Annotated in this window: 19 protein-coding genes and 1 other annotated feature; of the genes, 14 read left to right on the top strand and 5 right to left on the bottom strand. The window is 29.3% G+C overall.

Annotation, left to right across the window (positions count from 1 at the left end):
- The first annotated feature begins 1 nt into the window (after position 1).
- Positions 2 to 1,060 (top strand): transglutaminase domain-containing protein, encoded by a 1,059-nt coding sequence (locus ACQPUW_RS07355; protein ID WP_430836808.1) that lies wholly within the window; start codon positions 2 to 4, stop codon positions 1,058 to 1,060.
- Between the two features lie 27 nt (positions 1,061 to 1,087).
- Here ACQPUW_RS07355 and ACQPUW_RS07350 read toward each other — a convergent pair whose 3' ends face one another.
- Positions 1,088 to 1,441 (bottom strand): tetratricopeptide repeat protein, encoded by a 354-nt coding sequence (locus ACQPUW_RS07350; RefSeq protein WP_430836807.1) that lies wholly within the window; start codon positions 1,439 to 1,441, stop codon positions 1,088 to 1,090.
- Positions 1,442 to 1,725: 284 nt separating this feature from the next.
- Here ACQPUW_RS07350 and ACQPUW_RS07345 point away from each other — a divergent pair, with 284 nt between their 5' ends.
- From ACQPUW_RS07345 to ACQPUW_RS07335, 3 genes are all read left to right on the top strand, one after another.
- Positions 1,726 to 6,036, top strand: coding sequence for an acyl-CoA dehydratase activase-related protein (locus tag ACQPUW_RS07345; RefSeq protein WP_430836806.1), 4,311 nt, complete (start codon positions 1,726 to 1,728; stop codon positions 6,034 to 6,036).
- Positions 6,037 to 6,097: 61 nt separating this feature from the next.
- Positions 6,098 to 6,326, top strand: a binding site (T-box leader).
- A 53-nt stretch (positions 6,327 to 6,379) separates the two neighbouring features.
- Positions 6,380 to 9,025, top strand: a complete 2,646-nt coding sequence (locus ACQPUW_RS07340; RefSeq protein WP_430836805.1) for a valine--tRNA ligase — start codon at positions 6,380 to 6,382, stop codon at positions 9,023 to 9,025.
- Positions 9,026 to 9,086: 61 nt separating this feature from the next.
- Positions 9,087 to 9,743 carry a GTP pyrophosphokinase gene (locus ACQPUW_RS07335; RefSeq protein ID WP_430836804.1) on the top strand — a complete coding sequence of 219 codons (657 nt, stop codon included), beginning with the start codon at positions 9,087 to 9,089 and terminating at the stop codon, positions 9,741 to 9,743.
- A 296-nt stretch (positions 9,744 to 10,039) separates the two neighbouring features.
- Here the strand turns inward: ACQPUW_RS07335 and ACQPUW_RS07330 are convergent, their stop codons facing one another.
- Positions 10,040 to 11,299, bottom strand: a complete 1,260-nt coding sequence (locus tag ACQPUW_RS07330; RefSeq protein ID WP_430836803.1) for an FprA family A-type flavoprotein — start codon at positions 11,297 to 11,299, stop codon at positions 10,040 to 10,042.
- Positions 11,300 to 11,550: 251 nt separating this feature from the next.
- Between ACQPUW_RS07330 and ACQPUW_RS07325 the strand changes: the two genes are divergently transcribed.
- The 4 genes from ACQPUW_RS07325 (at position 11,551) to ACQPUW_RS07310 (ending at position 17,549) form a co-directional block, all read left to right on the top strand.
- Entirely contained in the window at positions 11,551 to 12,855 is a 1,305-nt protein-coding gene (locus ACQPUW_RS07325) for a bifunctional folylpolyglutamate synthase/dihydrofolate synthase (protein WP_430836802.1), read from the top strand.
- A gap of 14 nt (positions 12,856 to 12,869) precedes the next feature.
- Entirely contained in the window at positions 12,870 to 13,814 is a 945-nt protein-coding gene (locus ACQPUW_RS07320) for a ribonuclease Z (protein WP_430836801.1), read from the top strand.
- 732 nt (positions 13,815 to 14,546) lie between these two features.
- A complete protein-coding gene (gene gadC, locus ACQPUW_RS07315; protein WP_430836800.1) occupies positions 14,547 to 16,109 on the top strand; it encodes a glutamate:gamma-aminobutyrate antiporter in 1,563 nt (520 codons plus the stop codon).
- Positions 16,110 to 16,145: 36 nt separating this feature from the next.
- Positions 16,146 to 17,549, top strand: coding sequence for a glutamate decarboxylase (locus ACQPUW_RS07310; protein ID WP_430836799.1), 1,404 nt, complete (start codon positions 16,146 to 16,148; stop codon positions 17,547 to 17,549).
- A gap of 342 nt (positions 17,550 to 17,891) precedes the next feature.
- Here ACQPUW_RS07310 and ACQPUW_RS07305 read toward each other — a convergent pair whose 3' ends face one another.
- Complete coding sequence (locus ACQPUW_RS07305) at positions 17,892 to 18,137, bottom strand: TIGR03905 family TSCPD domain-containing protein (RefSeq protein ID WP_430836798.1); 246 nt, start codon at positions 18,135 to 18,137, stop codon at positions 17,892 to 17,894.
- 131 nt (positions 18,138 to 18,268) lie between these two features.
- Between ACQPUW_RS07305 and ACQPUW_RS07300 the strand changes: the two genes are divergently transcribed.
- Complete coding sequence (locus ACQPUW_RS07300; RefSeq protein ID WP_430836797.1) at positions 18,269 to 19,171, top strand: YncE family protein; 903 nt, start codon at positions 18,269 to 18,271, stop codon at positions 19,169 to 19,171.
- Here ACQPUW_RS07300 and ACQPUW_RS07295 read toward each other — a convergent pair.
- A complete protein-coding gene (locus tag ACQPUW_RS07295; RefSeq protein WP_430836796.1) occupies positions 19,143 to 19,679 on the bottom strand; it encodes a DUF4364 family protein in 537 nt (178 codons plus the stop codon). The two genes, ACQPUW_RS07300 and ACQPUW_RS07295, sit on opposite strands and share 29 nt — an antisense overlap.
- A gap of 124 nt (positions 19,680 to 19,803) precedes the next feature.
- On the opposite strand from ACQPUW_RS07295, the gene ACQPUW_RS07290 reads away from it, so the two are divergent.
- Positions 19,804 to 20,577, top strand: a complete 774-nt coding sequence (locus ACQPUW_RS07290; RefSeq protein WP_430836795.1) for a polysaccharide deacetylase family protein — start codon at positions 19,804 to 19,806, stop codon at positions 20,575 to 20,577.
- Between the two features lie 108 nt (positions 20,578 to 20,685).
- Positions 20,686 to 21,339, top strand: coding sequence for a single-stranded DNA-binding protein (locus ACQPUW_RS07285; protein ID WP_204594266.1), 654 nt, complete (start codon positions 20,686 to 20,688; stop codon positions 21,337 to 21,339).
- A gap of 58 nt (positions 21,340 to 21,397) precedes the next feature.
- Here the strand turns inward: ACQPUW_RS07285 and dapD are convergent, their stop codons facing one another.
- Positions 21,398 to 22,108: a 2,3,4,5-tetrahydropyridine-2,6-dicarboxylate N-acetyltransferase gene (gene dapD / locus ACQPUW_RS07280; RefSeq protein ID WP_221859808.1), complete on the bottom strand. Its 711-nt coding sequence runs from the start codon at positions 22,106 to 22,108 to the stop codon at positions 21,398 to 21,400.
- A 150-nt stretch (positions 22,109 to 22,258) separates the two neighbouring features.
- On the opposite strand from dapD, the gene ACQPUW_RS07275 reads away from it, so the two are divergent.
- The 3 genes from ACQPUW_RS07275 (at position 22,259) to ACQPUW_RS07265 (ending at position 25,397) form a co-directional block, all read left to right on the top strand.
- Positions 22,259 to 22,795, top strand: coding sequence for a cob(I)yrinic acid a,c-diamide adenosyltransferase (locus tag ACQPUW_RS07275; protein ID WP_430836794.1), 537 nt, complete (start codon positions 22,259 to 22,261; stop codon positions 22,793 to 22,795).
- Positions 22,795 to 23,928, top strand: a complete 1,134-nt coding sequence (locus tag ACQPUW_RS07270; RefSeq protein WP_430836793.1) for a pyridoxal phosphate-dependent aminotransferase — start codon at positions 22,795 to 22,797, stop codon at positions 23,926 to 23,928. Before ACQPUW_RS07275 ends, ACQPUW_RS07270 begins: the two co-directional genes overlap by 1 nt.
- A gap of 542 nt (positions 23,929 to 24,470) precedes the next feature.
- Complete coding sequence (locus tag ACQPUW_RS07265) at positions 24,471 to 25,397, top strand: ABC transporter permease (protein WP_430836792.1); 927 nt, start codon at positions 24,471 to 24,473, stop codon at positions 25,395 to 25,397.
- Positions 25,398 to 25,403 lie beyond the last annotated feature (6 nt).

Here is a 25,403-nt window from a genome sequence, read left to right as displayed (position 1 = left end):
TATGAACTTCAATTTAGCACAAATAATCATTTTTATAATAATGGCATTTATGCTTATAACAAGCATAAAAAATTCTATGATAAGTAGAAATTTAGATGAAGTAATAACAGCCATAATAGGAAGTATAGCAAGTGTATTAAGTTTTTTTGTAATGTTCAGTTTTTATAATTTTTTTAATAGTAAAGTGGATAAATTTTTATTAAATATAAGTCCAGAACAAACACTTAATGGATTAATAAAGGTATTAATATTTATTACAATATTTTTTGTTGTTAAGTGGATTATTTACGTAGTGCTTAGGCTTATTAATTCAATTTTTGATTTTAATTTCAATGATGGAGGAGCAGTAAGCGGATTTTTACTATTTGTACTTAGTACTGTACTTGGGATTATAAGAGGAGCATTAGCTGTATTGTGTATTTTAATTGCAATTGTAACTTATAATGGATGTGTATCTCCGAGATATCAGATAGATACTTTTTCAAATTTAAACATGTACAATAAGCTTACAAGACTTATTGATGAGCAGAAAATTAGTAAAATAAAAAGCGGACTTGTAGAGGATATATCAAAGTCTACTGTTATATATTATAATGGTGTAACTCTAGAACAGGGAATAAAATCAAATAGTGAAATAGATAAAAAAGCAAAAGAGATAACTGCAGGAGATAAAACTGATAGAGAAAAAGCAAAATCAATATATAATTGGGTAGGAAGTAATATAAAGTATGATTACAATAAAGCTGATATGGTGATGAGTAGCAACAATGTTAAAAATAGTGGAGCGATACCTGCATTTAAAGAAAGAGAAGGTATATGTTTTGATTATGCTTGTCTGTATGTAGCAATGTGTAGAGCTGTAGGATTAAATGTTAGAATGGTTATGGGGGATGCTTATAATGGAGAAGAATATATAAGCCATGCATGGAATGAAGTTTATCTTAAGGACGAAAATAAATGGATTAAAGTAGATCCAACATTCTATATTGCAGGAAATTACTTTGATAATAAGAATTTTGATAAAGATCATAGACAGAAAAATATTGCTGGAGAATGGTAATATAAAAAAGATTAGCATAAATTTATGCTAATCTTTTTTTAATTTAGAAAGGATTAAATTAATGGCCTTTTCACAATCTTTATCTTTATTATCTAAAGCCCAAGACATATTAAAATATATTAAAGCTTTGTTATTATTTTCTTGCATAGCATAACAATAGCCAAGATTAAAAAAGTATTTGCTATCTCTCTGAAGCTTAAGAGCTTCTTTTAACATAGTTATTGCTTCACTGTAGTTTTTTAGTTTAATAAAACAAACTCCTGAATTGTAATAAGAGCAAGCTTCATTTTCTTTGTACTCTACTGCTTTTTTATAAAATTGTATTGCTTTCTCATATTCCTTAGTATTATATAATCTATTTGCTTCACTAAAGTAATTCATATTTCCTCCTTAAGAAAAACAAAGTTTTTTCTAAGGTTAAATAAGATAAGTTATATTAACCTTAAATAGAAAAAAATCTTTACATTAACAGTATGTACATAGATTTTATAATATATTCTCATTTTACCAAAAATATACTAAAATCTTAAAAAATATTAAACGTAATCTTAAATTTTCAATAATTAGAACTATAATTTTGTATAAGATGTTGATTTGATAGTAAGTTAATATATAATACATATATAGGTGTTTTATTTAAAATGAAATAAGTAGGTGTAAAATTAATGAACAATTATAAATTGGGGTTAGATGTAGGATCAACTACGGTAAAATTAGTAATGCTAAATAGTAGTGATGCTATTGTATATTCTGAGTATAGAAGACATTACTCAGACATAAAGAATACTATAATTGGGCTAATGAGAGAGTGTTATGAGAGAATCGGGGATAGAAAGGTTACAGTAACTATTACAGGATCAGGAGGGCTTTCAGTTTCTGAATGGCTTAATGTTAAGTTTGTTCAAGAAGTTATAGCTTGTACTGAAACTATTGAGAATATTATTCCTCAAACTGATGTCGCAATTGAACTTGGTGGGGAAGATGCTAAAATCACTTATTTAAAAGGTGGAATAGAGCAAAGAATGAATGGTACTTGTGCTGGTGGTACAGGAGCATTTATAGATCAAATGGCAGCATTATTAAATACTGATGCTTCAGGACTTAATGATCTTGCAAAAGAACACTCAGTAATATATCCAATAGCTTCAAGATGTGGAGTGTTTGCTAAGACTGATGTTCAACCTCTTATAAACGAGGGAGCAAAAAAAGAAGATATAGCAGCTTCAGTACTTCAAGCGGTAGTAAACCAAACTATTGGAGGGTTAGCTTGTGGTAAGCCAATAAGAGGAAATGTTGCTTTCTTAGGGGGACCGCTATACTTTTTATCAGAACTTAGAAATAGATTTATTGAAACTTTAGGACTTACAAAAGAGGAGATAATATTTCCAGATAACTCACAATTGTTTGTTGCGATGGGTGCAGCACTTTTATCAAGTGAAGAAGCTTCAGTTTCTTTCAAAGAGTTAATAGATAAGGTCAATAAAATAGGTGATGCTAAAGATGATGCTATAGAAAGATTACCTTCTTTATTTGAAGGTGAGGAAGATTATAAAATATTTAAAGATAGACATGATAAGGCAAAAGCTAAAAGAGCAGAATTAAAAGATACTAAAGGAAAAGTATTCTTAGGAATTGATGCTGGATCTACAACAACTAAAGTTGTGTTAATTAATGAAAGTGGAGAAATAGTATATTCATTTTATGGAAGTAATGAAGGAAATCCTTTAAAAACAATAGTTAATATAATGAATGATGTTTACGATAATATTCCAAAGGGAGTAGAAATCGCAAAAGCCACAGTAACTGGATATGGAGAAGCATTAATTAAATCAGCTCTTCATATGGATTTTGGTGAAATAGAAACAATTGCTCACTATAAAGCAGCTGAATACTTCTTACCTGGAGTAGATTTTATTCTTGATATTGGTGGTCAAGATATGAAGTGTCTAAAAATTAAAGGTGGAGTAATAGACAGTATACTTTTAAATGAAGCATGTTCATCAGGATGTGGATCATTTATTGAAACCTTTGGTAAATCCCTTGGAATGGAAGTACAAGAGTTTGCAAAGGCTGCATTATTCTCTAATTCACCAGTTGATTTAGGATCAAGATGTACAGTTTTTATGAACTCAAGGGTTAAACAGTCTCAAAAAGAAGGAGCTTCTGTTGGAGATATATCAGCAGGACTTTCATATTCAGTAATCAAAAATGCTTTGTATAAAGTTATAAAGATTAGAGATGAAAAAGAAATGGGAGAAAAAATTATAGTTCAAGGTGGTACCTTCTATAATGATGCTGTTTTAAGAAGTTTTGAAAAGATATCAGGAAGAGAAGTTGTAAGGCCAGATATTGCAGGACTTATGGGAGCCTTTGGAGCTGCTTTAATTTCAAAGGAGAGGTATGTAGAAGGAGAGAAATCTTCAATATTACCAAAAGAACAAGTTAAAGATTTTAAGATGACTTCAGAATTTAGAAGATGTGGACTTTGTGGAAATAATTGCCTTCTTACTGAAAATACATTCTCTACAAATGAGAAATTTATTTCAGGAAATAGATGTGAAAGACCACTTGGGATACACATTAATAAAGATGAAGTTCCAAATCTTTATAAATATAAATTCAAAAGAACATTTGGGTATAAGCCGTTAAAGAAAGAAGAGGCTAAAAGAGGAACAATTGGAATACCTAGAGTTTTAAATATGTATGAAAATTATCCATTATGGTTTACATTATTTACAGAGCTAGGATTTAGAGTTGTATCTTCACCAGTTTCATCTAAAAAGCTTTATGAAAAAGGTATTGATACTATACCTTCAGAATCAGCTTGTTATCCAGCTAAACTTGTACATGGACATATAATGGCTTTAATAGAAAATGGAGTAGATACAATATTCTATCCATGTATACCATATGAAAAGAAAGAATTTAGTGATTCAACAAATCACTATAATTGTCCAATGGTTACTTCATATCCAGAGGTAATTAAAAATAATATGGATGTTCTTTTAGAAAAAAATATAAAATATATAGCACCATTCTTCTCTTTAGATGATGAGAAGGTATTAGCTAAGAGAATAGTTGAAGAATTTAAAGACTTTGGAATAACTATTAAAGAAGCTAAGGATGCTGTAACTAAAGCATATATTGAAAGAGAAAATTATAGAAATGATATAAAAAATAAAGGAAGAGAAGTTGTAGAATACCTTAAGAAGACTAATAAAAAAGGAATAGTATTAACAGGAAGACCGTATCATATAGATCCAGAAATAAACCATGGAATTCCAGATGTTATAACTTCATTTGGAATGGCAGTATTAACAGAGGATAGTATAGCAGATTTAGGTGAATTACATGCTCCTCTTAGAGTTGTAGACCAATGGACATATCATGGAAGACTATATAGAGCAGCGGCTTATGTTAGAGATTCTGAAGTTCTTGAAATGATTCAACTTAATTCATTTGGTTGTGGATTAGATGCTGTTACTACAGATCAAGTAAATGAGATTCTTGAAGAGAAGGGTAAGATATATACTGTTCTTAAAATAGATGAAGGTAATAATTTAGGAGCTGCTAAAATAAGAATAAGATCATTAAAAGCAGCCATTGAAGAGAGAGATAGAAATAATTATAAGCCTGTAGTTAAGAATATAGCTTATGAGAACCCTGTATTTACTAAAGAAATGAAAAAAAATCATACAATATTATGTCCACAAATGTCACCAATACATTTTGATGTGCTAGAGGAAGCTATAAATGCTGCCGGATATAATATAGAGATACTTCCATCTAGTGATCCAGGTGCAGTTGAAGAGGGATTAAAATATGTTAATAATGATGCTTGTTATCCTTCAATAATAGTAATTGGGCAAATTATAAAGGCTTTAAAATCAGGTAAGTATGATTTAAATAATACATCAGTTATAATTTCTCAAACTGGTGGAGGATGTAGAGCAACAAATTATATTGGATTCTTAAAACTTGCAATGAAAAATGCTGGGTTTAACAATGTTCCTATTCTTTCATTAAATGCAGTAGGACTTGAAAAACAACCAGGATTTAAAATAACGTTAAAGCTTATAAAGAGAGCATTAATGGCACTTGTATATGGTGATTTATTTATGAGAGTCTTATATAGAACAAGACCTTATGAAAAGATTAAAGGATCTGCTAATATGCTTCATGAAAAGTGGAACAAGATAGCAAAAGAGAATGTTAGAAATGGAAGCAAGAGAGAGTTTAATAGAAATATCAAAGAGCTTATAAGAGAGTTTGATGAGTTAGAATTATTAGATATCAAGAAGCCAAGAGTTGGTGTTGTTGGTGAGATATTAGTTAAATATCATCCAACTGCAAATAATGATATTGTTAGTCTTTTAGAAAGTGAAGGAGTAGAAGCTGTTGTGCCTGATCTTTTAGACTTCTTCTTCTATTCAGCATATGATAGTGACTTTAAGCATAAATATTTAGCATTTAGTAGAACTTCAAGAGATCTAAGCATGATTGCTATGAAGTATATGGAAAGCTATAGAAAAGCAATGAATGAAGCATTAGAGAAGAGTAATAGATTTGAGGCACCAAAGAATATTAAACATCTTGGAGAGATGGCTTCAAAGATACTTTCACTTGGAAACCAAACAGGAGAAGGATGGTTCTTAACAGCTGAAATGATAGAGCTTATAAAGAGTGGTGCAGATAATATAGTTTGTATGCAACCATTTGCTTGTCTGCCAAACCATGTTACAGGTAAAGGTATGATGAAAGCACTTAAAAAGAATTATCCAGCTGCCAATATAGTGGCTGTGGATTATGACCCAGGTGCTTCAGTTGTAAATCAAGTTAATAGAATTAAGCTTATGCTATCAGTTGCATTTAAGAAAGTAAAAGAAGAAGAAAATAAAATAGAGAGAGAGGTTGTGGAAATCTTTGAAGAGCCACAACGATCATTTGAAGAAGCAAGTGCAACTCTTCATCAATAAATTTATATTAATAATTTGACAAAAAAGGATTATTAATATAAGATAATATTTAAATAATATAATAAAAGCAATGAGAAAGAGGAGTAAAAATAGGAAATATCAAAGAGAGAAGGGAAAAGGTGAGAGCCCTTTATATGAAATATTTTGAAGGTAGCTTTTGAGCTTCTTTAGTGAAATTATAGTAGCTAAAGACGGTCTGTCTAGGTCGTTATTTTAATTAAGAGCTTATAGAGATTTAATTATAAATCTTTGTAGGAATAAAGGTGGTACCACGAGCTTTCGTCCTTTTTGGATGAAAGCTCTTTTTTTATTTAAATAGATTAATTTTAAGGAGGAGTTTTATATGTCAGATATAAGAAACATTGAAACAACATATAACCCAAAAGAATTTGAAGATAGAATTTATAAAACTTGGGAAGAAAAGAAGTACTTTACGCCAGTGGTTGATAAGAATAAGAAGTCATATTCAATCGTTATGCCACCACCAAATATAACAGGAAAATTACACTTAGGTCATGCACTTGATAATACACTTCAAGATATGCTTATAAGATTTAAGAGAATGCAAGGATTTGAAACTCTTTGGCTTCCAGGACAAGATCATGCATCAATTGCAACAGAAGTTAAAGTTGAAAATGAACTTCTAAAAAAAGGTCTTAAGAAGAAAGAAATGGGAAGAGAAGCATTCCTTGAAAAGGTTTGGGAATGGACTGATGAGTATAGAGAAAGAATAAGAACTCAACTTAAAAAGATGGGATGTTCAGCTGACTTTACAAGAGAAGCATTTACGATGGATGAACACTTAGATAAAGCAGTTAAATATGTATTTGTTAAGTTATATAAAGAAGGACTTATATACCAAGGAAATAGAATAACTAACTGGTGTCCTAAGTGTCAAACAGCTCTATCAGATGCAGAAATAGAATATGAAGAGCATGCAGGACACTTCTGGCATATAAATTATCCATTAAAAAATGGAGAAGGTTTCTTAGAAATTGCTACAACAAGACCAGAAACTTTACTTGGAGATACAGCAGTTGCAGTTAACCCAAATGATGATAGATTTAAACATCTTATAGGAGAAACTTTAATACTTCCATTAGTAGATAGAGAAATCCCTATAGTTGGTGACGACTATGTTGATATAGAATTTGGTACAGGTGCAGTTAAAATAACTCCAGCACATGACCCTAATGATTTTGAAGTTGGAAAGAGACATAACTTACCTCAAATAAGGGTTATGGATGATAAGGGAGTTATAAATGAAAAAGGCGGAAAATATCAAGGGCTAGATAGATATGAAGCTAGAAAAGCTATGGTTAAAGATTTAGAAGATCTTGGACTTTTAGTAAAGGTAAAAGATCATACTCACAATGTAGGAACTCACGATAGATGTAGCACTGTAATAGAGCCTATAATATCAAAACAATGGTATGTAAAGATGCAATCATTAGCAGATCCTGCTATAGAAGTTGTAAAGAATGATAAAACAAAATTCATTCCTGAAAGATTTGAAAAGACATACTTTAACTGGATGGAAAATATACAAGATTGGTGTATATCAAGACAATTATGGTGGGGACATAGAATACCAGTATGGTACTGTAATGACTGTGGACATATAAACGTATCAACAGGAGAAATTACGATATGTGAAAAGTGTGGAAGTAATAATTTAGAACAAGAAACAGATGTTTTAGATACTTGGTTCTCATCAGCATTATGGCCTTTCTCAACACTTGGATGGCCAGATAAAACTGAAGATTTAGAATATTTCTATCCAACTAATACATTAGTTACTGGATATGATATTATATTCTTCTGGGTTGCAAGAATGATATTTAGTGGTATACATAACATGGGAGAAACTCCATTTGAAAATGTATTAATACACGGAATAATAAGAGACTCTGAAGGAAGAAAAATGAGTAAATCTTTAGGAAATGGAGTAGATCCACTAGAAGTTATAGATACTTATGGTGCAGATGCTTTAAGATTTATGCTTGTTACTGGTAATGCACCAGGAAATGATATAAGATATTATCCAGAAAGAGTTGAATCAGCAAGAAACTTTGCAAATAAGATATGGAATGCTTCAAGATTTGTTATGATGAACCTTGATAGAGAAATAATGAATAAATATAAAGATTGCAAAGAGTATAGTTTAGCAGATAGATGGATACTTTCAAATTTAAATACTTTAATTAAAGAAGTTACAGAAAACATGGATAAATTTGAACTTGGAATTGCACTTCAAAAGGTTTATGATTTCATGTGGACAGAATTCTGTGATTGGTATATAGAATTGGTTAAGCCTGTATTATACGGAGAAGATGAAAAGGCGAAGGGAATAGTTTATAATGTATTATTTACTGTTTTAGAATCAGGACTTAAATTACTTCACCCAGTAATGCCATTTATAACAGAAGAAATATTTACTCATTTAAATGAAGATGAAGAAACTATAACACTATCAGCTTGGCCAGAATTTAAGGAAGAATTAAATGATGCTAAAGCAGAAGAAGATATGGCATTTGTTATAGAAGCAATTAAGAATCTAAGAAACTTAAGAGCAGAAATGAATGTACCACCATCAAGAAAAGCAAATGTTATGTGTTATATATCAAATGAAGCTAAGGATGCATTTATGTCAGGAGCTGCTTACATTGAGAAATTAGCATCAGCTTCAAATGTATCATTTATAGAAGATAAAAAAGAAGTTCCAGAAAATGCAGTATCATTAGTTGTAAAGGGTGGAGAGTTATTCATGCCATTACTTGATCTAGTTGATAGAGAAAAGGAACTTGAAAGATTAAATAAAGAATTTAAAAAGCTAGAAGGAGAAATTGAAAGAATAGATAAAAAGCTTTCAAATCAAGGATTCGTAGCTAAAGCTCCTGAAAAAGTTGTTTTAGGAGAAAAAGAAAAAAGAGTTAAATATGTTGAAATGTTAGAAGCTGTTAAAGGTAGAATTGATGCATTAAAATAATTCTTAGATTTAGCGTTAGCATTTTGCTAACGCTTTTCTTTATAAAATGGGAGATGGGAATATGTATAGAGAAGAAAAGTATGAACTTAAAGGTTTTGCTGAAAATGAAGAATTTTTAATTTGGACAGATTTATTAATTAAATATGAATTTGCTATAGAAGAAATAAGCACTAAAATTAATATATTAAATAATGAATTTAAAATGTTACATGATTATAATCCTATAGAACATATAAAAACTAGAGTTAAAAAGCCAAAGAGTATAGTACAAAAGCTTATAAGCAAAGGATTGGAACCTACAGCAGAGAATGTAATGGATAATCTTAAAGATATAGCTGGAGTTAGAATAATATGTTCATTTACAGAAGATATATATTCAATATTTAATATATTATCTAAGCAAGATGATATTAATGTTATTGAAGTTAAGGACTACATAAAGAATCCAAAAGAAAATGGATATAGAAGTCTACATGCTATAATAACAATACCCGTATTCTTATCTACAGGTACAGTAGATGTTCCGGTAGAGATACAAATAAGAACAATAGCTATGGATTTTTGGGCTAGTCTTGAGCATAAGCTATATTATAAATATAGAAATAAAACACTTGATCATATATCAGATGATCTTAGAGAATGTGCAGATATGATAACTGTTTTAGATAATAAAATGATTGATATAAGAAAAGAAATAGAAAAATTATCTAATGATTAATATACTAAAAAAAGAGAGACAATTTTTGTCTCTCTTTTTTTGTAACTATTTAAATAAGAAATAGCTATCATAAATATATGTGTAGTATCAATACCTTTTATTATAGCTGTAGCTATTTCTAAGCCGCCTAGGGATACTACGGAGTCTTTATCCTATTACTATAATATTTTAAAGCCTAGATCTTAATTTTAACATTATAGGTATGTTTTAATGGTTTGATAGGATAAACACTTTCAACTAATTCTATATTATTCTTATTTAAAGTTTTTCAAAAAAGTTATATTTCCATAGTAATATTATTTTTTTACTACGTCACACTTTCCATGATCTACTGCTTTTATATCCATTTCTCCAAACATTGTCTTAGAGAAAGAATTACCAAAGTTTATTGCTTCTTCAATTTGTTCTTGTGAAGCTCTGAACTTAACACGAAGACCAGGATTTACTAATTTCATTTTTAATTCTTCTAGTCTGTGTTCTATTCTAGGAACTGCTTCTCCACTCCATCCATATGAACCAAATGCAGCTGCAAATTTTCCACCATGTATTATAGGGTTTAAATTAGCAAGTAAGATTCTAATTGGAGGTAATAATTCATTAACTATAGTTGGTGAACCAAATAATAAACCATCTGACTCCTCAATATCTTTAAGAATTTCAGCAGTTTCATGATGAATCACATCATACATTTTAACTTCTACGTTATGATCCTTCTTTATTCCTTCAGCAATATGTTTTGCTAATTCTTCTGTGTAGCCATATGCTGATACGTAGCAAATAGTAACTTTTTTATCTCCGTTAATTTTAGGTTTAACAGGAGTACTCCATTCTTTGTAAGTTTCTACTATCTTCCATGGATCTTCTCTTAATACCGGTCCATGTCCAGGACATATAACATCTATTTTTAAGTCTTTTATCTTATTTATAGCCTTTAATACAAAAGGTTTAAATGGTCCCATTATACAATCATAATAGTATCTTAATGCTTCATTATATGCATCTTTATCTGGAATTAAGTCATTAAATACTTCTTCACATGAGTAGTGACTTCCAAATGAATCACAAGTTATTAATACTTCGTCTTCAACAACATAAGTGTACATTGAATCTGGCCAATGTAAAAATGGTGCTGAAATAAATTTTAATGTTTTATTTCCAAGTGATAAAGTATCACCATCTCTAACCACTATGTGTTCAAAATCTCTGTTTATGATTTCTTTTAAGTAAGAGATTGCTTGCATTGAACCAACAACTTTAGCGTGTGGTGCAAGATCTAATATTTTACCAACTGATCCAGCATGATCAGGCTCAGTATGATCAACAATTATATAGTCGATATCAGCTGGAGTGATATCTAATGTTTCAAGAGTCTTTAAGTACTCATCAAAGCATCTTTCTTTAACTGTTTCAAATAATGCGATTTTCTCACTACCTTTAACTACATATGAATTATAAGTTGTTCCATATGGAGTATACATTATAATATCAAATATTCTTAACTTAGGATCTAGTGCACCTACCCAGTAGATGTCCTTTTTAATTTCTACATTTCTCATATTAACACCTCTTGTAAATAATAACTTCTATAAAATAATAAATATTACTTCGATATGATTTATGATAGCAAAAAAGTAATTGATTGTAAATGATATTTTGTTATCAATTAGATAAATTTAGTAAAATGACGTATACTCTTATTATAAGCTTTTGACAATAAAATATTTATAGTTAAAATGTTAATAGTGTTAAATTTAAATTAACAAAATAAGTAATATAGTATTTAAATATATATAAGGGGCGAAAACAAATGAATTATAAGGAAGCGATGAGTTATATTAAGAAAGTTGGAAATTTCGGGTCAAATTACGGATTAGAAAGAACGGAAAGACTTTTAGAGATTTTAGGAAGTCCACATAAGAAATTAAAAGTTATACATATAGCAGGTACAAATGGTAAAGGATCTACAACTTCTATGATTTCTTCAATGCTTATTGAGGAAGGTTTTAATGTTGGTATGTATACTTCACCATTTTTAGAGGAGTTTGAAGAGAGAATACAAATAAATAGAGAAAATATTAAAAAAACTGATTTAGGAAATTATATGGATTATATAAAAAATGCAGTAGATATAGTAATTAAAGAAGGATATAGCCATCCAACAGAGTTTGAAATAATAACTTGTCTAATGTTTAAATATTTTTATGATAAAAAGGTAGATTATGCTGTTATAGAAGTTGGACTTGGAGGAAGACTTGATTCAACAAATGTAGTAAATCCACTAGTTACGGTTATAACCTCAATAAGTTTAGATCATACAAATATATTGGGAAACACTTTAGGTGAAATAGCAAGAGAAAAAGGAGGTATAATAAAAGAAAATACTCCTTTAGTACTATATCCTCAGAAAGAAGAAGCACTTAAGGAGCTTGAATATATAGCGAATGAAAAATCAGCAAAGATATATAAAGTTAAATATAATGATGCAAAACTGTTAGAAATTATTAGAGAAGATAATGTTTATCAAAAGATTGAAGTGAGGGGAGAACTTAAAAGTTATGTTGCTAATTTAAGACTTTTAGGAGAACATCAAATATTAAATTGTGCTGTTGCTGTTAAAGTAATGGAGATATTATCAAAAATACAAGGTTTTGAAATAAAAGATATAGAAAAAGGTATAGAAAATTCAAAGTGGATTGGAAGACTTGAAATATTAAATAAAAATCCATTAGTAGTTATAGATGGGGCACATAACATTCAAGGTATAACTACACTTAAAGAAAATGTTATTAAGTATTTTAATTATGAAAATATAATTCTTTTAATAGGAATATTGGCAGACAAACAAGTGGAAGATATGATAAATATAATAGCACCTATGAGTAAGGAGATAATAGCACTGACACCTCATAGTAATAGAGCAGAACTTGGAGCAGAACTTAAAAAAGAAATAGAAAAAGTTAATGCAAATGTAGAAAGTTTTGATAGTTATGAAGAAGGTTTTAGAAAGGCTTTAGAGATTTCAGGAGATAATGATCTAATTTTAGTTACAGGATCTTTATACATGATTGGAGAAATGAGAGGTATAATAAATAACATAGTAAAAGAAGAATAGTAGGTGACTTTATTATGGTAGATATAACTTTTTTAGGAACTGGTGGAGGAATGCCTATGCCATTTAGGCATCTTTCATCTCTTATGATTAATTATGAAGGAAGAAAAATATTAATTGATTGTGGGGAAGGATGCCAAATATGGGTTAGGGAATATGGATTAGGGTTTAAGAGTATAGATGTTATATTTATAACTCATGGACATGGTGATCATGTTAACGGATTATCTGGACTTTTAGCTACTATAGGAAACAGCGGAAGAGAAGAGGAACTCACAATTATAGGACCTAGGGGAATAAAAGAGATTGTAGAAGGCCTTATGGTTACAGCTAAATATATTCCTTATAGTATAAATGTTATAGAATGTGACTTTGATAATTTGAACTTTAAGATACAAAATAAACGTATAATACCTTCTGATGAAAAAACTAGTGAAATAATTATTAGCACATTACCTCTTGAACATTCAATTGAGTGTATAGGAGCTAGAGTAGAAATAAAAAGAAGAGCTAGATTTAACAAAGAACTTGCAGAAAAGAATAATGTACCTAAAATTTTATGGAGTAGACTTCAAAAAGGAGAAGAAATAGAGTTTGAAGGAAGAAGATACGGAAGTAACTTAGTTTTAGGAGAAAAAAGAAGAGGAATAAATATAAGCTATATAACAGATAGTAGGCCAATAGACAGTATTGTAGATTTTATCAAAGAAAGTGATTTATTTATATGTGAAGGTACCTATGGAGATGATAATGATTTAGAGAAGGCAATTAAAAATAAGCATATGACCTTTAGAGAAGGAGCTACTTTAGCTCAAAAAGCAAATATAAAAGAATTAATATTTACTCATTATTCTCCAGCCTTATTAAATCCAGAAGAGTTTATAAATAATGCTAAGGATGTATTTGAAAGTTCAGCTTTAGCAAATGATGGAATGAAGAAAGTATTAAATTTTATAGATTAAGTTGGTATAAGTAAAAGGAGCTATTGCAAGAATGATTGATATGATGAAAAAAGAATATGAGGAAATGTGTGATAGAAAGTATTTAAATATATAAATTTGTTAAGATCAATATTTATCTTTATTTTAAGAATAATATATTGGTCTTTTTTGTTTAAATATTAAAAATAAATTTTAATTGAATAAATGATATATATAATAAACAAATATGAGTATTAGTACATTGATAATTAATAGGTAACTAATATATTTTAAATAGATGTATAAAATTGTAACTATATAGAAAATAAAGTAAAGTTATATAAAATAAAGTAAAGTTTTTTCAATAAAAGAAGTTATTAGAAGGAAAATTTATCACAATGAAATATTTATGTAAACGATTAACAAAGCCTATATACTCATTTGTAAAAATTAACAATTACGGAATAATTATTAATTATATGAGGGAAAGGGCTATTTTAAAGGCCTTCATAGGAAAATGTAAATTTTACAAAATAAGTTTAGTAGAAAAACTAAGAATAGATAAGAATACTGGATTATTTATGGGGATTTATCCTTATAACCTAATATTATTACAAAATTAAACATTTTGAGCTTAAAAACAGCGTTTTACATAAAAAATGACAGTTGTTATACTTTAGCCATAGACAGGGACAAGAAAAAAATCCCTAACTTGATTAATTTTGTCGACGATGTTAATGATTTAAAAATAAAATATCGAAGGGGCGTGAAATTATGGATAAAAATTCAAAGCAAAGTAATGCCAAATCATTGAGTTTATTTGGGTTCTTTGCAATAACAGCTTCCATGGTAATGACAGTGTATGAATATCCTACATTTGCAACATCAGGTTTTCATTTAGTATTTTTCTTATTATTAGGTGGATTCTTATGGTTCTTGCCAGTAGCTTTATGTGCAGCAGAAATGGCTACAGTTGAAGGTTGGCAAGAAGGTGGTATTTTTGCTTGGGTAGGAAATACCTTAGGAGAAAGATTTGGATTTGCAGCAATATTTTTTCAATGGTTTCAAATTACTGTTGGATTTGTAACAATGATTTATTTTATATTAGGAGCATTATCATATGTATTTGATTTTCCTGCACTTAATACTAATCCAGTTGTAAAATTTATTGGTGTATTAATTATATTCTGGGTTCTAACTTTTTCACAGTTAGGAGGTACAAAGAATACAGCTAAAATAGCTAAACTAGGATTTATAGTCGGTATTGTTATACCTGCAATAATTTTATTTGCATTAGTAATTATTTATGTAGTTCAAGGAAATCCAATAGATGTGGAAATAAGTACAAAAGCATTTATACCAGATTTCACTCAAATAAACACATTGGTTGTATTTGTATCATTTATATTGGCATATATGGGAGTTGAAGCATCAGCATCACATGTTAATGAAATGACTAATCCTAAAAGAGATTATCCTATAGCAATGATTATATTAATAGTAGTAGCTATTATATTAAATACTGTAGGAGGATTAGGTGTAGCATCAGTAATACCACAATCACAATTAAATTTAAGTGCTGGTGTTGTACAAACATTCGAGGCATTAGTAGGTCACTTTACTTCTAATGGAACTTGGATTGTAAAGATTATAGCTTTAATGATAGCACTTGGTGTTATAGGAGAAGTTAGTGCATGGGTTGTAGGACCATCAAGAGGGATGTATACAGCAGCTCAAAATGGAATTTTACCAAAAGTATTTAGAAAAGTTAATAAACATAACGTACCAGTTCCATTAATTATGGTTCAAGGTGTTGTTGTTACAATATGGGCAGCAGTTCTAACATTTGGAGGCGGTGGTAACAACGTTTCATTTTTAACTGCAATTTCTTTAACAGTTGTAATTTACTTAGTAGGTTATATATTATTCTTTATAGGTTACTTTGTATTAATATATAAAAAGAAGAATCTAAATAGAGCATATCAAATTCCAGGTGGTGTAGTAGTTAAGACAATAATTGCTGCAGCTGGTTTAATAATGTCAATACTTTCATTAATAATATCATTTGTTCCACCAAGCAGTTTAACAGGTAAAAGTACTACTGAATATGAGGTTATATTAGTAATTAGTTTCATTATAGCGATAATAATTCCATTTGTTATATATGCATTACATGATAAATCTAACCATAATAGTAATAACGTTAAAATTTCAAGAATTAAACATCATGAAACTAATAGATTCGTACATCCAATAGCAAGAGGTGAACATCATATTAATCCAAATGAAGAAGATGTTATGGATCAAAGAGACAATATGAAAAATGATAAAGCTTAATATTATTTTAGATTAATAAATTTAGGAGGTCTTTTTATGTTATTTAGTAGAGAGGATAAAAAATTAAAGGATATTTATAGTACACCAATATTCGGTACTGAAGAAGAGAATATGGGAATGCCAAGATACTCAATTGGCAAGAAGCCTATACAACCAAGAGTTGCATACAGATTAGTTAAAGATGAATTAATGGATGAGGGTAATGCAAGATTGAATCTAGCTACATTCTGCCAAACTTATATGGAGGATGAAGCTACAAAATTAATGTCTGAAACATTAGAAAAGAACGCTATTGATAAGTCAGAATACCCTCAAACAACAGAACTTGAAAATCGTTGTGTAAATATAATTGCTGATTTATGGAATGCTCCAAAGGATATGAAGTTTATAGGTACTTCAACAGTTGGATCATCAGAAGCTTGTATGTTAGCTGGTATGGCTATGAAGTTCAGATGGAGAAATAGAGCTAAGAAGCTTGGTATGGATGTAATTAATAAGAAACCAAACTTAGTAATATCATCAGGATTCCAAGTATGCTGGGAAAAATTCTGTGTATATTGGGATATAGAAATGAGATTAGTTCCAATGGATGAAAAGCATATGAGCTTAAATATGGATAAAGTAATGGATTATGTTGATGATTATACTATAGGTATAGTTGGAATACTTGGTATCACTTATACAGGTAAATTTGATGATATTAAGAAATTAAATGATGTTGTTGAAGAATATAATAAGACTGCTAAATTATCAGTTCCAATTCATGTTGATGCGGCTTCAGGTGGTTTATTTACACCATTTATAGAACCAGATCTTGAATGGGATTTCAGATTAAAGAATGTTGTATCAATAAGTACTTCAGGTCATAAATACGGACTAGTTTATCCAGGTATCGGTTGGGTAATGTGGAAAGATGAACAATTCCTACCTAAAGAATTGATATTTGAAGTAAGCTACTTAGGAGGAAAGATGCCAACAATGGCTATAAACTTCTCAAGAAGTGCAAGCCAAATAATAGGACAATATTACAACTTCTTAAGATACGGTTTCGAAGGATATAGACAAATACATCAAAAAACAAAAGATGTTGCAATGTATTTGGCAAAAGAAATCAAGGGCATGGGGTTATTTGAAATCTATAATGATGGATCAAATTTACCAATAGTTTGCTACAAATTAAAAGATGATGCTAAAGTAGAATGGACATTAGATGATCTAGCGGATAGATTATTAATGAAAGGATGGCAAGTACCTGCTTATCCATTACCAGAAAACTTACAAAATGTAAGAATCCAACGTATTGTATGTCGTGCTGACTTAGGTCATGCAATGGCTGAACAATTAGTAAATGATATGAAATCTGGTATAAAAGCTCTTAATAATGCACGTGTTTTACAAAAGAATGAAACAAACAAAGGTGCATATGGTTTTACACATTAATCAAAAGAATTATTATTAAATAAATAGCTTTAAAATATAGGACTGTTATCAAAGTAACTAATAAAAGTTACTTTGGTAACAGTTTTTTTATAAAAATGTCTTATGTATAATGATTAATTATATTAAAAATTAAATTATGATATAAAGGTTAAACGCAAGTACTACTATAAGTAAAATATTTCTTGATTAAATAATATTTTATTTAGTTTAGCATATGGTATTAACTGTTTTTACCAATGCTAAGTATCTGGAATTATTGAATTTCTTCATAGAATTAGAAAATAAAATAGAAAAATTCCTAGTAGCTATAGGTTTTGACTATAAATACTAGGAATTTTTTTATTACATATTTTTGATTTCTTTTAAAGCATTTGCTAACTGATCAGGACATGATGTAGATTTATCTTTGCATTTAATTCCTTCAAGCTTTGATATAGCTTCATCAATGTTCATTCCTTTTACTAGACTTGAGATACCAAATAAATTTCCAGGACAACCTCTGACAAATTCTACTGATTTTATAATATCATTTTCTACATCAACATGTATTTCAGTTGAACACACACCATTTGTTTTATATGTATACATAAATGCCTCCTAAATAAAAAAATATAAATTAATTATACTGTGAAATTTACAAGAAATAAAGTATATTTTGTCGCTAAAGTCAAATGAAGTCATATTATATAAAGATAGGTATTCCTTAGGAGGTGTTACTTGTGAATAATATTTATATTTGTAATACTTGTGATGATTGTATAAGGAAAATAGATGAGGAGAGCTTAAGTATAGAAAATATAAGCTTAAGTTTAAATGGAAGGCCTATAGGTCCTAGGAGCATAGAAATAAGAGGAGGATTAGGGGTTGTAGCAAATAGTTATGACAACAGTTTATCATTTTTAGATTTGGCAAGTCTAAAAGAGATAGGAAGGGAATATATAGGACCTCACCCTAATGATGTAAAGCTTTATGAAAAATATGCTTGTGTTGCATGCAATGAAACAAATTCTATAATATTCTATAATATAGAAAATAAGAATATTGAATTTGAAGTTCCTTCAGGAAACTCTCCAGATAGTATTGTTCTAGATTCTACTCGGAGAGTACTTTTATCTGCCAATTTGCTTGAAAATACGGTGTCTTTAATCAATTTAGATAATAAAGATATAGATAAGAAAGTAAAGGTTGGTGAATATCCTATTAAGATTACTATGTCTAAAAATGGTGAATACTTTTATCTTTGTGAGAGTTATTTAGGAAGTGATAAGGAGGGTTTTATTGGAATTTATTCAATGAAGAATTTAGTATGTATAAGTAGAATAAAGGTTGACTCTATGCCTATAGATGTATTTGAAGATGGTGACAAATTATATGTTGCAAATTTTGGATCTGAAAGTGTAAGTGTAGTAAACATAAGAGAAGGAAAAGTAGTTAGAAATATAAATGTAGGTGGAATGCCAAATAGAGTGATAAAAAGAAAAAAAGAAATATTTATTAGTGACTATCTAAATGGAAAATTGCATGTAATAAATGAGGAGGACAATAAAAGAAAAATCATCGCAATAGGGAATGAACCTAATGCAATGATTATGGTTAATTCAAATCATCAAATAATAAAGTGATAATTTGATTGTATATTTCTGAAGGATTTTCTTGCCACTTGTTACAAAGATAAGTGGCTTGTTTTTTTGTTGGTACTTGTAATTTTAATTCCATTAAAGGACAATCATCCTCTAAAGCTTTAATATCAACAATAAAGCTATCGTTAGCACCTATTGTATAGTCACTATGTATTGTTAGTTCTTTTTTTATTAAATCTATATGTGACTTAACATATTCATTAACAAGGGAGATTTTTGAAGGAGATATTCTATCCTTAAAGAAGGAAAGTACACTATCACCCTTATCTGTTAATTTTAATAATTTTTTATCCATCACTTCAGCATATTCTATAAATTTTGACTCATCAAGTTCTGCTACGTATTGTTGTAGGGTAAAGTAATTTATAAAACTATTTTCAAGCACTATTTCAGTGAGTTGTGTATTAGAAATAGGCTGTTTTAGAGTTTTTAAGATATATAAAAGCAATAACTTGTTTTCTGCTAATTCTAATGAACTCTCTTCGTACATAATTAAGCCTCCATTTTATTCAGATATATTAATAATTATAGCATAAATTCTAAAAGAATGAATATAGTGTAATTAAATAAAATATAAATGAATGTATTTTTAAAAATAATAAGGAGAAGTTGTTTTGAATTTAGAAAAGAGAAAGAGTATATTTGTAGTTGCACTTATTTTGTTTGTAGCTTTAGCATCAGCTGGGATTTTTGTATATGAGGGATATAGAAAATCTGTAGATGCACTTGCTAAGGAGAAGAGTTTGCCTATTCATTCAATAAATACTGAAGAAAAAAATATAGCTTTAACTTTTGATATAAATTGGGCTGAAAAAGATTACTTAAGTGACATATTAAACATAATGGACAAATATAATGTAAAAGGAACATTCTTTATGATGGGAAAATGGATAGATTGTACTGAAGAAAATGCAGAGAAACTTAAGCTTATACAGGAGAAGGGGCATGAAATAGGTAATCATAGCTATATTCATCCAAACTTCTCACAAATAAGTGGTGACAAGATAGAAAAGGAAATAAAGAAGACAGAAGAAACAATAAAGAAAGTTACTGGAGAGGAAACTAAACTATTTAGATTTCCAAGTGGAGACTATAATGATGCTGCTGTAAAAAAGGTTATAGAGCTTGGATATATTCCAATTCAATGGGATGCGGATTCAGTGGATTGGAGACAAGATGGAGAAAAGCAGGAGTATGAAAGGGTTAGGAAGAAGGTAAAACCAGGTTCCATTACTCTTTTTCATAACAATGCAAAGTACACACCAAAGAATTTAGATAGAATAATTAAAGAGCTTAAAGAAGAAGGGTATGAGTTTAAAAAAGTAGGAGAAATGATTTATAAAGAAGATTATTATATTGATTCAAATGGCGTCCAACATAAAAAATAATAATTTATATTGAAAATTGGATAAATTATGTATTATAATGGAAATGTACTTGTGGGGGTCATTAAATTTATATAAATTAGTTTATCACAAAGGGAGAGAGGGGTTACAATGGATAATTTAATGTTAAACAACAAAATTTATCTTGAAGGAAAGGTAGTTTCAGAATTAGAGTATAGTCACGAAATGTATGGAGAAGGGTTTTATACATTTGGTCTTGAGGTACAGAGGTTAAGCGATTCAGTAGATTTATTGAATGTTACAATCTCAGAAAGATTATTAGCTGGGTTTGATATCAGTATAGGCAAGGATGTTATAGTAGAAGGACAGTTAAGATCATATAATAAATTTATAGAAGGATCAAACAAATTAATACTTACTGTTTTTGCGAGAAATATTGAACCTTGTATAGAGAGAAGTAAAAATCCTAATGAAATTTTCTTAGATGGATATATATGCAAAGAGCCAGTATATAGAACAACACCATTTGGAAGAGAAATTGCAGACGTTTTACTAGCAGTAAACAGAGCATACAATAAGTCAGACTATATACCAACAATTGCTTGGGGAAGAAATTCAAGATTCTGCAAGACTTTAGAAGTTGGAGATAACATTAAGGTATGGGGTAGATTACAAAGTAGAGAGTATCAAAAGAAGGTATCAGAAACTGAAGTAGTCAAGAAAATTGCATATGAAGTGTCAATATCAAAAATGGAAAGATCTAAAAGAGATGAAACAAATGAGCACGAAGAAGGTGCTGTATAAATTATAAAAGATATTAAAAAAAGGTATTTGAATATTCAAATACCTTTTTTATTTAATATTATTTTCTTAAATCATCAAGAAGTTGAGTCTTATCTTTAGTCTTATCATCAACTGACTTAATTATCTTAGCTGGTGAACCTGCAACAACAACACCATCTGGAACATCTTCAGTTACAACTGAACCTGCAGCTACAACTGAACCTTTTCCTACTTTAACACCCTCAAGTATTACAGCATTAGCTCCGATTAAGGCATTATCACCTATTTCACATGGTGACTTGCTAGGTGGCTCTAAAACTCCTGCAACAACAGCTCCAGCACCTAAGTGAACATTATTTCCAAGTTTTCCACGAGCACCTATTACAGCGTTCATATCTACCATAGTTCCATCACCTATTTCAGCGCCTATATTTATAACAGCGCCCATCATGATTACAGCATTTTTACCTATAGATACTCTATCACGGATTATAGCACCTGGTTCTATTCTAGCTTCTATCTCAAGAATATCAAGCATTGGGATTGCAGAGTTTCTTCTATCATTTTCTATTTTAAAGTGTTTTATTAAGTGCTTATTATCTAAAACAACCTTTAATATTAAATCTGATTCGCCAACTAATATGTAGAAACCATTAGTTCCATACCATTCTATTCCTTCTAAGTTTGCTTCTCTTAAATCACCATTTACATAAACTTTGACTGGTGTTGATTTTTTTGATTCTTTTATGAATCTTGCTATTTCATATGGATCAGTAAAATTGTATTCCATAGTATCATCCTCTCTAACATTGTTATTTAATAATAATAAATTAATTATAATAAAAAAAGTTCAGGAATAAAAGAGTTTCTTATAAAAAAGAACAAAATTTGCTAGTATTTTGACTTTAATGTAAAATATCTTCTAAAGGAGATGATTACTTTGAAACTAAATGAAGGTTTTGTTCAGATATATACAGGAAATGGGAAAGGGAAGACTACTGCAGCTATAGGTCAAGGGATGAGAGCTTATGGTAATGGGCTTAAGGTTATAATGGTTCAATTCTTAAAAAGCGGAAGGACTGGCGAACTTAATACTGTAGATGAACTTGGAGAAAACTTTGAAATCTTTAGATTTGAAAAGAGAAGAGGCTTTGTTTGGACTCTTACTGAAGAAGAGAAAGAAGAAGTTAAAAAAGAAGTTAAAGTTGCATACAATTTTATAATAGATATTTTAGAAAATTGCAAATGCGATATGCTTATAATAGATGAAGTTATGGGAGTTCTTAAAAATGAATTTTTATCAGTAGAAGAAGTTATAGAATTAATTGATAAAAAGCCAAAAAATGTAGAGCTTATAATGACAGGAAGGAATGTTCCGAAAGAAATAGTTGATAGAGCAAATCTTGTTACAGAAATGAAAGAAATAAAACATTATTATAAAGAAGGAGTACCAGCTAGAAAGGGAGTTGAATTTTAATGAATAATAGAGTAATGGATGTAGAGATATCAGGTATTAGAAAATTTTATAATAAAGTACGAAAAGTTGAAGGCGCAATATCATTAACTCTGGGACAACCGGATTTTAATACACCTATGGCTATAAAAAATGGAATTAAAAAAGCAATTGATGAAAATAAAACTGTTTATACTGAAAATGCAGGAGTAAAAGAATTAAGGTCTAAAATTTCAAATTACTTAAGAACATTAGATGTAAATTATTCAGAAGAAGAAATATGTATAACAATTGGAGGCAGTGAAGCAATATTAGATTGCTTTATGGCATTGTTAAATGAAGGAGATAAGGTATTAATTCCAACACCGGCATATCCAGCATATGAAAGTGTCGTAAATATAGTTGGAGGGAAAATTATAAATTATAAATTAAATGAAGATTTTACTGTAAATGTAGATAACATAAAAGAAAAGTTTAAAAAAGAGGGATGTAAATACTTAGTATTATCTTTCCCAACTAATCCAACTGGTGCAGTTCTTGATAAGAAAGGTAGAGATGAGTTAATAGACTTTATAAAAAGTGAGGATATAGTTGTAATTACAGATGAAATATATGCTTCTATTATATATGATGAGTATTATTCTGTTGCGCAAGATAGCAGTATAAAGGAAAAGGTAATATATATAAGTGGTTTTTCAAAGATGTTTTCTGCAACAGGCCTTAGAATTGGCTATATAGCATCTCACGATACTATAATGAAAGAAATTATGAAGGTTCATCAATATGGCGTGTCATGTGCAACTTCAATAGTACAATATGGTATGATTGAAGGGTTAAAATATTCTATGGATGATGTTATATATATGAAGGATGAATTCTTAAAGAGAAAGAATTATGTTGTTGGAAGACTTAGACAGATAGGATTCCATGTTAGTGAACCTAGAGGGGCATTTTATGTTTTTCCATCTATAAGGAAGTTTAATTTAACTTCTGAAGAATTTTGTGAAAGACTTCTAAATGAGAAAAAAGTTGCTTGTGTTCCAGGGTCAGCTTTCGGTGATGGTGGAGAAGGATTTATAAGAATATCATATTGTTATTCTATAGAAGAATTAGAGCTTGCATTAAATAAAATAGAAGAATTTATAAAAAACTTATAAAATTTCATAAAAATAAAACAAAAATATGACGATTAAATTTATTAATTGTCATATTTTTTTATGTTTTTGTAGAAAAAGCATAAAAATAAAATGAAAGTATGATACTTAAAAACTTCAAAAAGGTTTTAAAAACCCTTTAATTTCGTAGAGTTAACCTTTAAAATTAAATGTTGATAAAAATAAACCTTCAAAATGTATTCCTAATACGTACAAAATCCAAAAAATGTATGAGAATATTCATTGCTGAATAAATATTAAAAAAAAATGAAAAATATTAAATTTGTTAAAAAAGTATATGTATAAAAAATGCAAGTTAAAATAAAAAACTTGCACCAATTGGCTAAATAAGTCAAAGTAAACGTATTCAAACAAGAAGGTACGTATTTGATAAATTAATAAAAATAACCTAGATTTTATTAATATATTAATAAAAAGATGGCTATAAGCTTAACATTGTTAATTGACAAAAGGCATAGATATAATATAATTATTAATAAATATCAAATGTATATATATGACAAAATGAAATGGGGGTTTTAAAAATGCTAAAGTACATAGGGAAAAGAGTTTTTACTAGTATTTTAACAATCTGGGTAGTTGTAACGATAACATTCTTTCTGGTAAGAGCAATGCCTGGTGGACCATTTGATGGTGAGAAAATCACAGCTGAAATGAAGGTTGTACTAAATGAAAAGTATGGATTAGACAAGCCGTTAAGTGAGCAATATGCAATTTATATGAAAAATTTATTAAAAGGAGACTTGGGAGAATCATTAAAGTATAGGGGAAGAAGTGTAAATGAAACTATAGCGTATTCATTCCCGAAATCAGCAAAACTTGGGGCCGTGGCAATTATATTCTCTCTTGTTGCAGGAACATTACTTGGGGTAGTTTCAGCACTTAAATCTGGAAAGTGGCCTGATAAGGTATGTATGTTTATATCAACTCTCGGAATAACAGTACCGAGTTTTGTAATAGGAGCGGTACTTATATATTTCTTTACAGTGAAATGGGGATTACTTCCTCCTGCTGGGTTAACTGGGCCAGAGACTTATATAATGCCGGTAATAGCACTTGCAGGAAGTTCTATGGCATTTATAACTAGACTTACAAGAAGTAAACTTATAGATGTTTTAAAATCTGATTATATAAGAACAGCTAAAGCTAAAGGGTTAAGTAGTAGAGTAGTTATCTTTAAGCATGCTTTAAGAAATTCACTTATACCTGTAGTTACGTACCTTGGACCATTAGTTGCATCAATACTTACAGGATCATTTGTTGTTGAGAAAATATTTGTAATACCTGGTCTTGGTAATGAATTTGTATCTACAATTACAAATAGAGATTATACAGCTTTACTTGGGGTTGTTGTGTTCTTCTGTACATTAATTGTAGTGTGTAATTTATTAGTCGATATTTTATATGTAGTTATTGATCCAAGAATAAAACTTGATAATGTAGAAGGTTAAGGGGGT

The sequence above is a fragment of the Clostridium sardiniense genome (assembly GCF_050584765.1).
GTDB lineage: Bacteria > Bacillota > Clostridia > Clostridiales > Clostridiaceae > Clostridium > Clostridium sardiniense_A.
This window is presented reverse-complemented; position numbering and strand designations above follow the sequence as displayed.